This window comes from Myroides sp. WP-1 (genome assembly GCF_014145635.1).
GTDB lineage: Bacteria > Bacteroidota > Bacteroidia > Flavobacteriales > Flavobacteriaceae > Flavobacterium.
The window spans coordinates 78,624-94,089 of the sequence record NZ_JACHTC010000001.1; the positions used below are offsets into that span (position 1 = coordinate 78,624).

At 31.5% G+C, this 15,466-nt stretch carries 10 protein-coding genes and 1 pseudogene; 7 read left to right on the forward strand and 4 right to left on the reverse strand.

What is annotated here, in order from left to right; genetic code table 11:
- Positions 1 to 104 precede the first annotated feature (104 nt).
- A pseudogene (locus H4K33_RS00380) lies at positions 105 to 1,962 on the forward strand (DUF4407 domain-containing protein).
- A gap of 78 nt (positions 1,963 to 2,040) precedes the next feature.
- Positions 2,041 to 2,754 (forward strand): hypothetical protein, encoded by a 714-nt coding sequence (locus tag H4K33_RS00385; protein ID WP_182646528.1) that lies wholly within the window; start codon positions 2,041 to 2,043, stop codon positions 2,752 to 2,754.
- A gap of 97 nt (positions 2,755 to 2,851) precedes the next feature.
- On the opposite strand, the gene H4K33_RS00390 is transcribed toward H4K33_RS00385, so the two are convergent.
- The gene (locus H4K33_RS00390) at positions 2,852 to 3,697 is read right to left on the reverse strand and encodes an RteC domain-containing protein (RefSeq protein WP_182646529.1); all 846 of its coding nucleotides are present in this window, start codon (positions 3,695 to 3,697) and stop codon (positions 2,852 to 2,854) included.
- A 183-nt stretch (positions 3,698 to 3,880) separates the two neighbouring features.
- On the opposite strand from H4K33_RS00390, the gene H4K33_RS00395 reads away from it, so the two are divergent.
- From H4K33_RS00395 to H4K33_RS00415, 5 genes are all read left to right on the forward strand, one after another.
- The gene (locus H4K33_RS00395) at positions 3,881 to 4,201 is read left to right on the forward strand and encodes a hypothetical protein (RefSeq protein WP_182646530.1); all 321 of its coding nucleotides are present in this window, start codon (positions 3,881 to 3,883) and stop codon (positions 4,199 to 4,201) included.
- 619 nt (positions 4,202 to 4,820) lie between these two features.
- Positions 4,821 to 5,561, forward strand: coding sequence for a sensor histidine kinase (locus H4K33_RS00400; protein WP_182646531.1), 741 nt, complete (start codon positions 4,821 to 4,823; stop codon positions 5,559 to 5,561).
- A complete protein-coding gene (locus tag H4K33_RS00405; RefSeq protein ID WP_182646532.1) occupies positions 5,558 to 6,202 on the forward strand; it encodes a response regulator transcription factor in 645 nt (214 codons plus the stop codon). Before H4K33_RS00400 ends, H4K33_RS00405 begins: the two co-directional genes overlap by 4 nt.
- Positions 6,203 to 6,276: 74 nt before the next feature.
- Entirely contained in the window at positions 6,277 to 7,749 is a 1,473-nt protein-coding gene (locus H4K33_RS00410) for a MauE/DoxX family redox-associated membrane protein (protein ID WP_182646533.1), read from the forward strand.
- Positions 7,750 to 7,800: 51 nt separating this feature from the next.
- Positions 7,801 to 8,088 (forward strand): DUF6520 family protein, encoded by a 288-nt coding sequence (locus H4K33_RS00415; protein WP_182646534.1) that lies wholly within the window; start codon positions 7,801 to 7,803, stop codon positions 8,086 to 8,088.
- 42 nt (positions 8,089 to 8,130) lie between these two features.
- Here H4K33_RS00415 and H4K33_RS00420 read toward each other — a convergent pair whose 3' ends face one another.
- From H4K33_RS00420 to H4K33_RS00430, 3 genes are read right to left on the reverse strand one after another with little or no spacing between them, the layout of a single operon-like run.
- The gene (locus tag H4K33_RS00420; RefSeq protein WP_182646535.1) at positions 8,131 to 10,716 is read right to left on the reverse strand and encodes a S9 family peptidase; all 2,586 of its coding nucleotides are present in this window, start codon (positions 10,714 to 10,716) and stop codon (positions 8,131 to 8,133) included.
- Positions 10,706 to 12,067, reverse strand: coding sequence for a RagB/SusD family nutrient uptake outer membrane protein (locus H4K33_RS00425; RefSeq protein WP_255493505.1), 1,362 nt, complete (start codon positions 12,065 to 12,067; stop codon positions 10,706 to 10,708). Before H4K33_RS00425 ends, H4K33_RS00420 begins: the two co-directional genes overlap by 11 nt.
- An 11-nt stretch (positions 12,068 to 12,078) precedes the next feature.
- The gene (locus H4K33_RS00430; protein WP_182646782.1) at positions 12,079 to 15,153 is read right to left on the reverse strand and encodes a SusC/RagA family TonB-linked outer membrane protein; all 3,075 of its coding nucleotides are present in this window, start codon (positions 15,151 to 15,153) and stop codon (positions 12,079 to 12,081) included.
- Between the last annotated feature and the right edge of the window lie 313 nt (positions 15,154 to 15,466).

Here is a 15,466-nt window from a genome sequence, read left to right on the forward strand (position 1 = left end):
ATTCAGCCAATGCATTTCTATTAAAACCTTTGTGGTTTGCAGCCGGTGCAGATCCTTATTTATTAAAAAAGGGAACCTATTCTGATCAAGTAAAGATGGCTTGTATGGGAGGAACTGTGTATGCTACAGCCTTATTAGCTTTTATCTCAGGCTCTTTTGCTATTCAAACTATTTTTTTTCCTAAGGATTCTACTAGTTGGAGCGTTTATCTCTTTGGAGTTATTTGGGCCCATTATTTTTAATTTAGATCGTTTTATTGTGTCATCTACACCACCTAATATTGGAAAGGTGTGGTATAAAAAGATGTTGAATGCCTTGCCTCGTATTTTCATGGGGTTAGTTATTTCCTTTGTAATATCTAAACCTTTAGAATTGAAGATTTTTGAGAAAGATATTGATTTAATAATTTCAGAAAAAATGCAGAAGGGTAAAAATGAAAAGAAACAGACTTATTATAAGAATAATACAGATCATAAAGATTTATCTAAAAAAATTGAAGAGTTAGGTGAAAAATTAAAAGAAGCAAAAGAAGGTGAAAAAAAATATGAAAAAGAATTTAATAAACAAAAGAATGGGGAGGGCTCTAATAAACAGACTGGTATTGGGGATCTTGCAAAATCAGATTGGAAACAAAAAGAAGATTATTCCAAAAAGGTAGGTCAACTTGAAAAAGAGATTAAAAACTTAAAAGAAAAAAAGCTAGAAGTTGAAAAAAATATTGATAGGGAATTTGAGTCTAATTATAAAAAGGAGTTAGATCAAGAAAAAAGTTTTGTAAAACAAATTGGTATAGCGCATGAAATTAGTCCGCTAATCTCTTGGTCTTTAACGTTATTATTTGTAGTCTTAGAATTAACCCCTATTATCTTTAAGCTAATGATGGAGCGTGCACCTTATGATTTTCAATTGTATGATCGAGATGAGGTTATTATCAGCCGAAGTACCGTGTATGAAAATGATACGAAACATTTTAGCAAAAATGCGCAACAGATTGATCAAGAAAAACAGCGAGAAATAGCGGCCAGGGATGAAAGTCATCATAAAGATGTAGAAGAATACAAACGTCAGCGTGAAGAAGAAGTTGCTTATACTCGTCAACAATTTGATCAAACAGTTGAAGAAAGGATGCGCAAAGAATCGGAAATGAAGCAGGTAGCATTTGAAAATAAATATCGAGCATTTATCAATACTAACCTCAATCATGAGCAAGAACAATTATTGCTCCAAAATCTGACTTTAAAAGAAGAGTATATTCAGCATTTAGAGGAGTTGGAAAAATTGGATTTTGAGCGTCAGTTGCTTAGACAAGTACACAGGAAGAAAATAAGTTCCCAAGAAGATATCGAAATGAAACGCGTAGAAGCAATGAGACTTAACGAACTGAGTAAATTAGCATTAGATGAAGAATATCAACAACAACTTTTAGCTTTGGACAGGGAACATGATGCAAAGCGACTGAAAATTTATCAAGAATTGTTAGATAAGCGCATAAAGGAAGAAGCGAAAAATACGGCATTGGAATTGTCAGCTAGAGCAGTGGCTAAACTTAGTCATCCTTTGGATATGCAAAGCATTCATCAACGACAAAAAGCAAATGAAAAACAGGTTGTTCCAGCGAACGAGTCAAAGCGCATTGCAGACGCGCTTATTATGGGAAAATATTACAAACCTGGAGAGAATTATGCTGAAATTAAAGTTCTAACTGCTGATACAATTAGACAAATGCAAGGAAATCTTTTGGAGTTGACTGATCAACAAGTGAAAGAATTGTTTGATTCAGATGAAAATAAAATAATTACCAATGCTAAACTAGCTCAATTTAAAAAGGGTAAGGATTTAGTCGAGGCCGTTAAACACTATTTAGATAGAAGTAACGGAAGTGGCTTATTGTTTAATATGGATCAAGCAATTAGTATTGACCAAAAGACTAGGAAAGCTTTAAAAGAAAAAATGGTTTTATAGTTATTTATTGAATTACTTGTGATTATATCTGTTTTAAGAGCGTTGTGGAAAATACTAACTTATCTCTTAAAAGGGATCATGTTAGTAGGCACTTATGTAGCTTACCCTTTTGTCTTTTGTACAGGAGAGCGTCGTTTTTTACCTTTCAAAACCTATAGAGTGAAGATGGACGATCCCTTATATATGGCTTTATATAAAGGATTGCTTTATATGGGATGGGGAAGTTTAACTGTTTTTTACTTCTGCTATCTTTGGTTTACTTACTCTTGTTTGACGACATTTGGGTATACTATTCTAGGGTATGAAAAGACAAAAGGGAACACACTTTTACTTGTCGTAATTACTTTGTTTTTAGGAGGACTTTACTTTTTTTTAATATTTAGCCAAATGAGACAACTAAATGTTCAACGTAAAATGAGTAGGGTATCAATTAAATCTACACTTGGACGTATGGGAATTTTGTGGATTTGGATTAGTGTACTTGTAATTCCACTGTTTATACAAGAAGAATTGATTAAAGGAGGGCAATTAAAAGATATTGTAGTGATAGAAGAAGTCGTCATTCCGAAAGTAGCTGAAAATAAATTATCAAATGCCGAAATTGGATGGGCAGAAAGATGGCGTATTCTGGAAACATACTATGCAAATTTTTATTTAAAGAAAGAGTATAAGGATCTTGTCATTGGATATGTCAAGCTATTTTTTCTTGCTTTCTTTATTAAAATATTACTTCTCTATTTAGATATTTATTATGTAGTAAGAAAAAAAAAGGAGATGAACAATGTTATTTAAATATACCGTACCAAAACTGGGTATTAAATACTACAATTTATTATAATTTAAAGCCTAGTAAGAAATTAACTAGGCTGTTTTTTCTAAAACTGTCCTTTTAAATTTCTTTGTCCATATACTCTTCTAATGTTTCTTTTAGTTTATCCAAATAACAAGTCCTTGATTTAGCTCTTGTTTTCATCCGGTGAAAAGCGTGATGAATATCTCCTAAAGGGATTTGAAACAGTTCTTGAAAAACAATAGCTATTTTCCTGATTTCTATTTTACCATGCCCGATAGAACCAGTTACATAAAGCGCATAGATCAGCTCTATAAGCGCATTTTGAGATTCCGACCAATATAGAGTGGTGGACTCTACCTTTTTTGATTTACCAGAATAAATAGCTTGCTGTCCTATAAAATCCAATTGATCTGTTAGATAACTATAGAACATATTATCCGCTAAAATCTTAGCCACTTTTAAATCATAATAGGTTGAGAACTCTAAATCGATTTTAAATGCCACGCTGCTTAAACCTTCCTTAAGGTCCATGTTCCCTCTGGTGAAAAAAAGATGGTCCTTGTCTGTTCGATTGTTTATGTAATATTTATAAAAGCTGGATTTACTAATGTACTTTTTATTGTGAATTTTAAGCTGAGTGAGTTTTTTTGAAAAGAACTTTTTATCCAGATGCATTTGTTTGTTAAGGCTTGACTCTAAGCGATAGATCTTATTGTAGCAGATGAGTTTAGCAAGAATAGTGGGCTTAACCACCTTGAAAAAATAAATTTCTTCTTCAAGGGTTAAGGTAGAACTGAGCAGATACAGACTTAATTGATTTAAGATAAGCTGAAGGTCATTTATGATTTGAACAATGTGGTCTGAGGATAGAAACTGGTTTGGAGACTTTTCTTGATTTTGAATGCTTGTAAGCAGGCTATTAAAATAGGTTTGGTGCTTCATAATACTTGTATTTTGGATTGGTTATTATTTTGCACGATTTTCAGAAATGGAAGTAAAACAAGATAGAGGGGAAAATACGTACTAGTCAATACGTATTCTTACGATTTAATGCTGCGGAAATTACGTATTGCGAATTTTGTTATTAATTCAGAGATTTATTTTATAATTTTAACATATAGTATTATGAGTATCAGCAGTCAAAGTGGAAAGGTAATTACCTTAGAACAAGCAATAGAGTATACACATGCCTATCAAAGCGAACACCCAGAAAAGACTAAATCCTTTTTTGTGGGACTAGATAAATTAAATCTGATATTATCACAAAACGATTGTATTGGTCTTCGAATTTATTTAGGTGAGGATCCAGATAGCTCACAAACCAATATGGTTTTAGTGGGAGTGGATAGTAATCAAGAAGACTTAACTAAGGGGACTATTTTAGAGGAACTCGTTCCATGTCCTAGAATATGCCCTAAAACAAGTGAATTAATAAAAATAGAGTGATTTATCAAATTTTAGTTTATATAGCCCTTATCCTTGGATTTGTTCCTTTAATTCTGGGTTTATTTCGTAAATACAAATTTTTTACACGTCAATATAGGGGCTATATACCGTTAATCGGACTTATGGCTCTGGCCAGTGGATATGAACTTATTTGTAGTTATTATCTAAAGATTACTAGCGATTACTGGTTTCAGATTTATACGCTGCTTGAGTTTTTAGTCATCTTTTATTTTTTTAAATCCATATTTAACCAAAGACTTAGTAGGTATTTAGTTGTCTATTTAGGTCTTTTTTTATTGGTGTATTTATATACCTTTTTGGTTATTTTTCCTTTTGATGTACTACAAAGTAAAGCTATTGGTAAGGTAGGGGTGAGTCTATTGGTCTTTGCAGGAACCTTTTATTGGTTGGGGCAGGTATTTAGACATCGCAGTGTTGTGAGACTTTATAATAAGCCCATCTTTTATTTTGTTATAGGACTATTTATGTATTACCTCAATACAATTTTCTTTTTTGTTTTAGTGCCACATGTTTATAGTTTACATCTGTATTTGTATGACTATTGGATTGTAAATGTGATAGCTAGTTTGATTTTTCGAATAATGTTAATTCTAGGAGTATGGAAAATGATTTAAACCTGATTTTTTGGCTTGGAACTGCAATGACTCTTTGTCTTTTTTGTTTAGTATTAGTTTTGATTTATATCTATCAAAAAGGTATGATACGCCAATTAGAGCAGCAGCAAGATGTAAGAATTCAGATTGAACATCATCAGATGCGAGTTCTGTCTCAAGAGATACACGATGGTATTTGTAGTGATTTAGCTTCGGTATTGAAATATATGGAACATCTTGATACAAGTAAAAATCAAGAGGAGCACGTATTAGCTTCTTTAAAAGAAGCAGTAAAAAGTAGCTATCAAAATGCGCTTAATCTATGTTATAATTTGTATCCTTCAGATATAGAGGAGTATCGGATTGTTGATATAATAAAGCAGTATGTTGGTAGAATTCAAAAAATAGGGGTGATTCAAATTAATTTTATCTCTAATACACAGACGTTTCTATTATCCAAAAACCAAAAGATTGAGCTCTATCGAAGTCTACAAGAAATTGTTCAAAATATTTTAAAACACAGTAGAGCAACTAAGGTAACAATTCAAGCATACTGGAATGTAAATCAATTGTTTTTAAAGATAAATGATGATGGTATTGCCTATGATTTTATGGCTTTGAGTAAAGAGAAAAAGGGGATAGGACTTCTAAATATTTTGACTCGAACAAAACAGATAAAGGCAGTTTTTACTCACAAAAGTAAACAAGGAAATAATGATATTAGTATTAAAATAGACCGATTATGAGTATTCGACTAGCCATAGCTGATGATCATGTAATGTATAGAGGTGGTTTTGCTCTATCACTGGATGCCATAAAAAATGTAGAACTGGTTGTGAGCGTATCTAACGGACAAGAGCTTTTAGAGCATTTGAAAACGCAAGAGGTGGATGTTGTTTTTCTAGATATTAGTATGCCTGTAATGGATGGGTTTACAACGGCAAAGCAGCTTAACATGCAATACCCACATATAAAGATCATTATTCTTAGTAGTTACACCGATATTGGGCATATCAAGCGTATGATTGCTTGTAATATATCGGGATATATTTCCAAGGTTGCTAATACAGCTACTATAAAAAAAGCAATAAAAGTAGTGTGTAAAAAAGGCTATTATTACGATAAAGAAGTATATCACAAAATTCAAGAAAACCTAAATAGTATTAGTCAAGGTACTACTTATTTCACTGAAAGGGAACTGAGTATTATAAAGCTTTTTGCCATGCAATACAGCGCCAAACAAATAGCCGATATCTTGTGCTGTAGTACAAGAACAGTGGAAAAGCACAAAGAAATATTACTTGAAAAAACAGCAAGTTTTAGTTTTATAGGTGTTCTTATGTATGCTTTGTCCAATGGATATCTTCTTTTGGAAGAGATTAAATAATTTTTATAGTAAAAATACGTATTGATTTGAATTGCAGTTAATTGTAGTTTTGATTATCCCAAAATGCAATCACCATGAAAGCCAAATACGTCCTTATAGTATCCTATTTCTATATTTTACTTTTTGTATATGCAGCCATAAGTAAGCTCATCACTTTTGAAGCCTTCCAAGTTCAATTAACACAGTCCCCACTACTTAGCGCTTACGCCAATATCATTGCTTATTTAGTGCTAGGAGCCGAACTATTATTTGCTTTACTGCTTTGTATTAAAACAACAAGACTCCTAGGGCTTTATCTTAGTTATGGGCTTATGGTTGCATTTACCCTTTATATTTACCTGATACTAAATTACAGTGATTTCATCCCTTGTTCTTGTGGTGGAATACTAGAAAAAATGGGGTGGATAGAGCATCTTTGGTTTAATATCATCGTTAGTCTACTGGCTTTAGTTGCTTTGTTTTTTCTTGATCAGAAAAGAAAACGATTTTATCTTGTATCAATCCTCACAACAATTATAAGTAGTTTACTTGTTATCCTGCTTTTTCTATCCTCAGAACATATTATAAAAAAAGAGAATCCATTTATTAGAAGGTATTTGCCGCATGGCGTGGTAGAAGATGATACCCTAGATTTAAGCGTAAATACTTTTTATTTCTCAGGCTATAATAAAAACAAAGTTTATTTAGGTAATAGTGTATCTCCCCTTATTTTTATAAGTGTTGATTCACTTCTAAATAGAGTAGATTTCACCATTAAAATAGACTCTACACAATTTGAATATCGATATTTACGATTAAAGACTGATTATCCCAATTTCTATTTAGCAGATGGTTCAATTCCAATTGTTTATAAAGGGATGCTTAATTCCCATGAAAAGACCAAGACTACAGAAATATTCAGTTTTAGAGAAGCCTATTTTACCGATTATATCCCCTTAGATTCAACTTCTATTGCCATTAAAAGTCAAAGTAGTGAAGACTACAATAATATTTTAGGACTAATTAATACGAAGACTACTCCAAGAGTCTCTTTAAATTCAACTCTGCTAGAGAGTGATTCTGATGGAGTATTTGATAGCGATGGTATTTTTAGCTTTAGTAAAGAACACAAGACGTTGCTCTATACTTATTTTTATAAGAATAAATACATTTTGATTAGTGAAACTTTAGATTTAATTAGTCAACAGCACACTATAGATACAACTAAAGCTGTAACTATAACTTCTTCTAAACTAAGTACAGGAGAAAACAAAATGACAACACCTATAAGAGCTATAAACAAAAAAGTAGTGGTTAAAAACAATCTCTTGTTTATTGTATCAAATTCTCTTGGACAAAACGAGTCCAAAGCTATCTGGAAACAAGCTAGTATTGTTGATATCTACGACTTTAAAAAAGACAATTATATAGCTAGCTTTTATATCTATCACCTAGGGGATAGCAAGCTTACTGATTTAATTGTCACAGACCATTATCTCTATGGTTTATTTGATCAAAAGCTTGTCCGTTATCGAATGGCCAAATCACTAACAGATAAGTTTCAGTAAAGTTTGGCTTCACTTTAAAAAATAAGCTATCAACCAATAAATTTTATTAAGATGAAAAAGTTTTTTAAAACAGCAGCAATGCCAATGGCAGTATTTGCTATTGCTATCGGAAGTGCATTTGCAACAAACGCAATGAAAAGTGATAAAATAATAGAAATCGCTTATCAAAAGATCGATGCTAAAGGTGTAATCTGTATCGCAAAACCAGAGAGTTGTGATATTACTGGTTCACAGACTTGTACGTGGTTTGATGGAATTACAAATCATCAACTGTATGGAATGCAGTTTGATTCTGATTCAGGTCAAACAGTTTGTACATTACCATTACGTAGAAATTAGGTTTTAATAAAGGGGGCTAATTTTTAAATTAGCCCCTATTCTTTAGTTATTTGTCATTCTTTCTTTTTCAAAAGTTGTATTGTATTTTACCCAGGAAGTTTCCTTTGTATCTATTTCCTTTAAGTAATAATCAAACCAATTCATGACTCTTTTGGTAAGATCTATTTGATTTTCCCTTTTTAAAAGACTATGATCTTCATTTTTATAAAACAAGGCTACATGAGGAATATTATAGCGTAACATAGCAATGAAAAATTCTTTTTGTTGTTCCCAGTGAATGTTTTCATCTTTTTTACCTGTAAAAGTGAGAAGCGGGGTTTTAATTTGGTCTGCAAATAAAATAGGGGAGTTTTTCAGATAAAGTTTTTTATCCTCACTGAAAGTTTTCGGCATCTTATATTGACCATTTTCAAATTGAAAAAAGAAAGGAGAAATAAAGTTTTCATTGTATGAGAAATAAGATCTAATAATGTCCACGTTACCCGCTCCACTAACTGCAGCTTTAAACAGATTAGTTTGAGTTACAATAAAGTTTGTTTTATATCCTCCATGAGAGAAGCCAAATAAACCTACATTATCTTTATCAATTGCTTTTTCTTGTTTTAAAATCTCCTTTATACCTTCTTCTACACAGTTTAGTGCTGACAATCCTGTTCCTTGCTTATTGTCGAAAATATCAGGTAAAAACACAAAGTAATTATTCTCTTGTAAAAGAGCTAAATTAAATCCATTTTCATTTAGATAACTTGGATAAGAAAATTTGTTTGCTAAATAGTTCTGTATTTCATATATATGAGTAATCATTGGAAATTTTTTATGCGAATCAAAATCTTTTGGATAAAATAATAAACCTTGTAAGTTGTTTCCATATTGATCTTTATATAAAACTATTTTTTGTTTTTGCCAAGTGTATAATCTTTTGGGCATGGTATTTTCTAGAAGTAGTTTGGTTTTTCCATTGTGATAAATAAAAACAGTTTTTGGCTTATTAAAATTCTCTAAAGAATAGGTAATTGTTCTATAGTCATCACTATATTTTATATCTGAAATTCGATCTTTAGTTTCTTTTAGTATGACATCTTGTTTTTGATTGTCTATAAGTATAAGTGATTGTGTATTAGCTTCAATGTTTAATTTGTGAACTAATAGTTTATTATCACTATTTGTAATTAATTGATAATGTAATTCACTCTTAGTTTCAAAAATACTTTTGTTAGATGAATTGATAATTTGATAACGAGAATCTGTATCATTAGCATTTATAAGCGTTTTGAATTTTTTGGCTTCAGTATCATATTGTATTAAATTTGAATGAGATACAAAATAGAAATACTTTTCATCATATGACCATGTTCTAAGTCTATTACCAAAAAATCGTAGATTTGAACTATCATCTTTTAAAGTAAAACTATTCTCAATAATTCTATTATTGGTATTATAGATATACAGTACTCCTTTTTTAATGTAGACAAAATAATGTCCCTTTGGAGATAGACTCGTTGTGCTAAATGGAGATTCTTGTTGTTTGCTAATGATAGTTAGTGTATCATTTATAATATCATATAGACTAATATCACGTGGTCTTGAGGACCATTGATAAGTATAATCGAGATATTGGTTAGAATCATATACAAGAAGGGTATTTTCATTAATAGGTACAGATTCATAATTATTTAGTCTTTCAAGCTTATGAATATCATTATTGATATAATCAAATATAATATGACTGTTTGTAGTATAATTCTGATTATTGGAATTAGTTATGATATTTCGTAAGTAACGATCGTTTGTGCTCCATAGCTCAATTTCTTTTACATCATATTGCTTATATCCTAGTGAACAAAATTGAGTCAGTTTAAAACTGTAGTCACTCATAGTTTCTATGTTATTGTAATGAATATCTTCTTTCAGAGTTTGTTGCTTACTACTATTTGTTTTGTAGTTATAGAAAATAAGATCAGGATATTTGTTATCACTAATTGGAGTTGGAAGAAAGAAAACAATTGGATGTCTTTTGCTCCATTTCGCCTGTTTAATGGGATAAGTAATATCCTTATTAAGTGTTCTTTTAAAATCAGATAATGAGATAAGTTCAATTCCTTTGTTAGGCTCACTATATTGAACCAAGAGTAATTGTTTATTGTCACTGATACTTGTAAAGTTCACTAATGATTTAGGACTATTCCAGATTTCTTGTGTTTTATTAGACAGTACTTTGATTAATCTATAAGTATCAGTATTTGCCTCTAGGAAGAAAATAAGTCCATATTTTTCAATTACTTTTGGATTTTTCACGTTAAAGATGATTTGTGTTTTTAAAGTACGACCATCAAGTATTTCTAGTTCTTTTTTATCTGAATTATAGCTATATAGAGAGTTTTCTTTAAATGGTTTATATAGGAAATTTGTTTGTTTGCTAAGTAATAATTTGCCATTATTAAATATGAAAACACTATCTCTTTGAGCATTTGATTTGTAGTATTTATGTATAACCGCGATTTTACCATCATGGGTTAGTTCTCGGTTACCAAGTTCACTATATTCTAAACTATCGCCAATGGTTTGCGCTGTAATAGATAGAGTACCTAATAAAAGAAGTAGAATATGAGAAATAATTTTAATATTCATTTTGTGGATTCAGATTAGGATTAATAAGTAGTTCTTTCTCAGGATAGGGAAGTAGAGCGTGTTTGTCCTGCCAATTGGGTTTTGAGTTTTTTAAAAGAGAGAGCTTGTCATTTCTTTTTAAATCAAAGAAACGTCTTGCATGTTCAAGAAAAAATTCTTTTCTGCTTTCCTCAAGCATAACTAGAATTGCATCTTCCTTACTTAGATTATTTGCTAAACTGGTTAAGCCAGCTCTTTGTCTAATCTGGTTAAGAAAGGAGATCGCTTCTTTTTCTTTGTTTTGATAAATAAGAGCTCCAATTAGTATAAAATAGGCTTCTTCAAGTCGAAAAATAATCGAGCATTCGTTTGAGTTATCCTGTATATTCTGATATTTATAACTGTAGCTACCAATTGAAGGGGAATATTCTTTAGTCCAACGTAATTTTCTAAGATCATTGCTCTCAAAAGCATCCAATAAAGAAGTACTGAGTTTATATCGCCAATCACTAACTCGCATTATATAATTATTTGCTTCATAAGTTGCAACTGTAGAATTGCTATTACTTAGCTGCCATAGTGTACTTTTAGCTGTATTTTTAAAAACTAAGGATAGATCTGTCTCTAAGCTATATAAAGGATTATCCATAACAAGTCTTGCATAGATTTCGGCCTTATCGTATTTTTTTTGAAGCAAATAGTTTTTGGCTAAAATAAGTTCAGCAACAGCTTTGTTAACGTAGTATTTATTAGAAGATTTATCATTATAAGTAAGAGTTTCTAAAGTTATAAGTAAATCTTGTTCTAAATTGTTTAGTACTTCTGTGGGAGCTATTTTTTTTATGGTAGTATTAAATTTATAATCTGTAGAAGTTGTATAAGGAATTGCCCCAAAGAGTTGAATTAATGCTTGATAATACATCACTCTTAAGACGTATCCTTCTGCTATAAGCTCCTTTTTTTCTTCTTCTGATATTTCCGTTGATTTTGTGACACCAATTATAAAAGAGTTAATAGCATAAATATGACTATAAGAAGTATTCCAAAATGTTTCTAGTACTGCTCTTTTAGGGTCCAAAGTGTTATTAAATAATATGGCACTATCAGTTGTAGGAGGGAGAGAGACGGGTTCTAATTCATCAGTGTATAAACCCAGTTCAGATCCAATACCTTGACTATTTCCACTATAAATAGAAGACTCCCTAAGCTTAATATATAGGTTGGTTAACGCAGCAGTTGCGCTGCGTTTATCTTTAAATACATTTTCTGTACTAATTTGATTTGTTGGTAAATCTATTTCAATCATTTTTTCACAAGATAGAAATCCTTGAAAGCCTATAAGTATCAAGCTTATGTATATTGTTTTTTTCATAATAATTTTATTTAAAAAGTTAGTTGTACACCAAAGGCGTATGTTTTAAGAGGAGGGAGGTAGCCATAGGCGGTAAACTCCGGATCTAGACCATAGTAATTTGTGATTGTCCAAATATTCTGTCCTTGAAGATAAATTCGTAAAGATTCAATTTTAGCCTTTGGCAATCTGAGATTATAAGAAAGAGAGATGTTCTTTAGTCTTACATAAGAAGCATCACTAATTACTTTATTACTACTTGTATATGCTGCAAGCTGGTCGATTATAATAGGATTCATACCTGTTGTAAGAGCACCATATTGACTATTTGGATTTGTAGGTGACCAATAATCTAGTACTTCTACAGGCTGATTTATGATTGCTCCAGGTATTAGTAAGTTGTTGTTATAATTGAAATTAGTTTGTTTTACAAACTGAAATAAAAAATCAAGACTAATACCTTTGTATGTTAATGTGTTTTGTATCCCTCCGTGATAATCGACTTTTATTTCTTTGATATTCTGTCTATCAAATTCAGCTGTTATTTTGTTATCATCATTATAGTCAGTAAAAGTATATTGCCCAGTTAGAGGATCAATTCCCTCAAAATTGTATAAGCGGTAAACATTTGTTCCTTTTCCTATAACAAACTGATTGGCATAAGTAGAACTCTCAAGATTAGGAAAAGAAAGCAATGTGTTTTTTGGAAAAGAAATATTAAAATTAGTAGTCCAATTGAAATCCTTTGTATTAATATTTTCTGAGTTTAAACTAAACTCCCAACCTTTATTCTCGACAGTGGCAGGAAGGTTATCTTGTACAGAGGCAAATCCTGTTGTACCAGGTAGAGGAATCCCAACTAATTGATTGGAAGAGGTATTTCTGTACCAAGCGAAATCGAACTGTAGTCTATCATTAAATAAAGCTATTTCGATAGCTGTTTCTAACTTTTTAGTTTTCTCCCAACTGAAATTTGGGTTATGAAGTCTTGATGGACTCAGTCCAGTAAAATCATTGTATCTATTGGGATTTAATTCATAAGTATCTAAATACTGATAATCTCCAATATTATCATTTCCTGATGTTCCATAACTAGCTCTTAACTTACCAAAACTTAGCCATGAAGAATCACTAAAAAGTTGTTCTTTTGAAAATATCCATGCTGCACCTATAGCACCAAAATTCCCGAATTTATGATTGTCTCCAAAACGAGAAGAACCGTCACGTCTAGCGGTTAAATTCAATAAGTATTTACTATCATAGTTAAGATTTAATCTTCCAAAAACAGCTATGTATTTATATTGTAAGTTAGCAGATTGTCTAATGTTTTTTATTTTAGCTGCAGCTATATTTGATATAAAATCATTGGTTTGAAAATTGGAGCCTGTTAAATGAAGGGCGCTAGTATTACTATTTTGATAAGTCATACCCAGTAGAGTATTGACCTGTAATTTATTAATATTGAATAAATTATTGATTTGAGGTTCAATAATGTATGACTTATTGTCACTAAAGGTATTTTCTGCACTTGACTCTTCTGAAGTATAATTGCGTTCAGGATTATATATGGTATGAGGGGTAAGTTTTTTTTCCTCTGTATTAGTTCTGTTATAACCAGCATTTAATTTGAAATAAGTATTTTTAAATACCTCATAGCTAAAGTCCATATTTAATACAAGATTCCTATTGTCATTTTCGTAAGTTTCAAACATTGATGCTATAGGGTTTGTATCTCCTGCAAAGCTCCAATTTAAACTACCATCAGAATTATATAAACTTGGCGCATTTGGTGAGAGAGTAAGCGCTTTTGAGGTTAAATCTTCCGCTATTAAATTATTATTCTGCAAAGCATAGTTGGTGGATGAGCTAAATTGAAATTTTCCATCTTTACTTCTGTGGTTTATGTTGATTAGAAATGTATTTCTTTTATATCCTTTGTCTGTTGGAAACACGGTTGTTTGAGATGATTGACTCACAGAACTTGAGAAATGAGTTGTTTCATTTCCAGCATTTACTCCAACTTGTATATTTTGGCTGAGCGCAGTGCCTCCTATGAGTTCTTTTTGCCAATCAGTATACCGATTTCTATCCCAGGTGCCATTTACATCATATGCATTAGCAGGATATGTAGTAATTCCATCATTTTTAAATGCTTCATCTCTCATTTGGTTAAACTGCTCGGTATTTAAAAGTTTCATTTTATTTGCGACTTTGCTAAAGGAAGTAGAAGAGGAGAGAGTAAAAGAAAGTTGATCTGATTTGTTTTTCTTGGTTGTTATAAGAACTACTCCATTTGCACCTCGCGAACCATAAATAGCTGTAGCATCTGCATCTTTTAGTATTTCTATACTTTCAATATCAGATGGATTTATAGCATTTAATATATTAGTATCGCTCATCGGTAGTATAGAAAAAGATAGAGAGGAGTTAATTAAGTTTGTATTTGGAATAACAACTCCATCAATTACATAAAGAGGAGCATTTCCATTGATAGCATTATCTTGATACCGTCTTAGACTATTTCTGCCTCGAATCTGTATATCAAATCCTCCACCAGCAACCCCTGTGTTTTGAGTAATACTAACACCTGCCATTCTACCTTGAATTGCTTGAAGTGGATTCAAAACCGGCTGAAATTCGATATCCTTTGCAGTCACTCTTGCAATACTTCCTGTGCGTTCTCGATCCTTTACCGTATAGTATCCAGCGTTAACTACAATTTCTTCAAGGGTAGTATTATCCTCAAGTAGCTCAATATTTAAAACGGCTCCCATACTACTTGAGTACACTATGGATCGCTCTTTGTAGCCGAGCATAGAAAAGGTAATCCGATCGCCAATAGACACATCTATTGTATATTTTCCATCAAGATCAGTGGCTACAGTTTTGTTTTCAACCGATACGATTACTCCGCCAAGAACACCTTGAGCGTCCTTTACAGTTCCTGAGAGTTTTATAATTCCTTTTTGCTGCTTATCTTGTAATAGGTAAGAAGCATTAAAAAACAAATGATTATCATTTGATACGGCATAAGTTGGATAGATAATTAAAAGGCTAACAAGCATAGCTATCCTATAACCACAAGTGGTCAATATTTGAGTTTTCATAATTTTATAATTGATTTTGATACAACAAGCCTTTAAATCATCAAGATTCATATTGCCGTAGTACTTTGATCGGCCAGTTGCACCAAAAGGTTAGTTAATGGGTAATTTGTAATAGATAATAAAAAACTATCTCCTTCACTCTAAGCACGTCTCCCAAAATGCAAAAGAGCAAGGAGATAGCCATGGACTTTTAGCATGGCTCAAAACTCCCTTTAAGCCACACAATGTTTTGTGAGTTTTTGTGCTTACTATTGGCTGACGTCTACATTATAACCAACCCAGATTCACCAACATAGCAAGCGGTTTTTTCCAT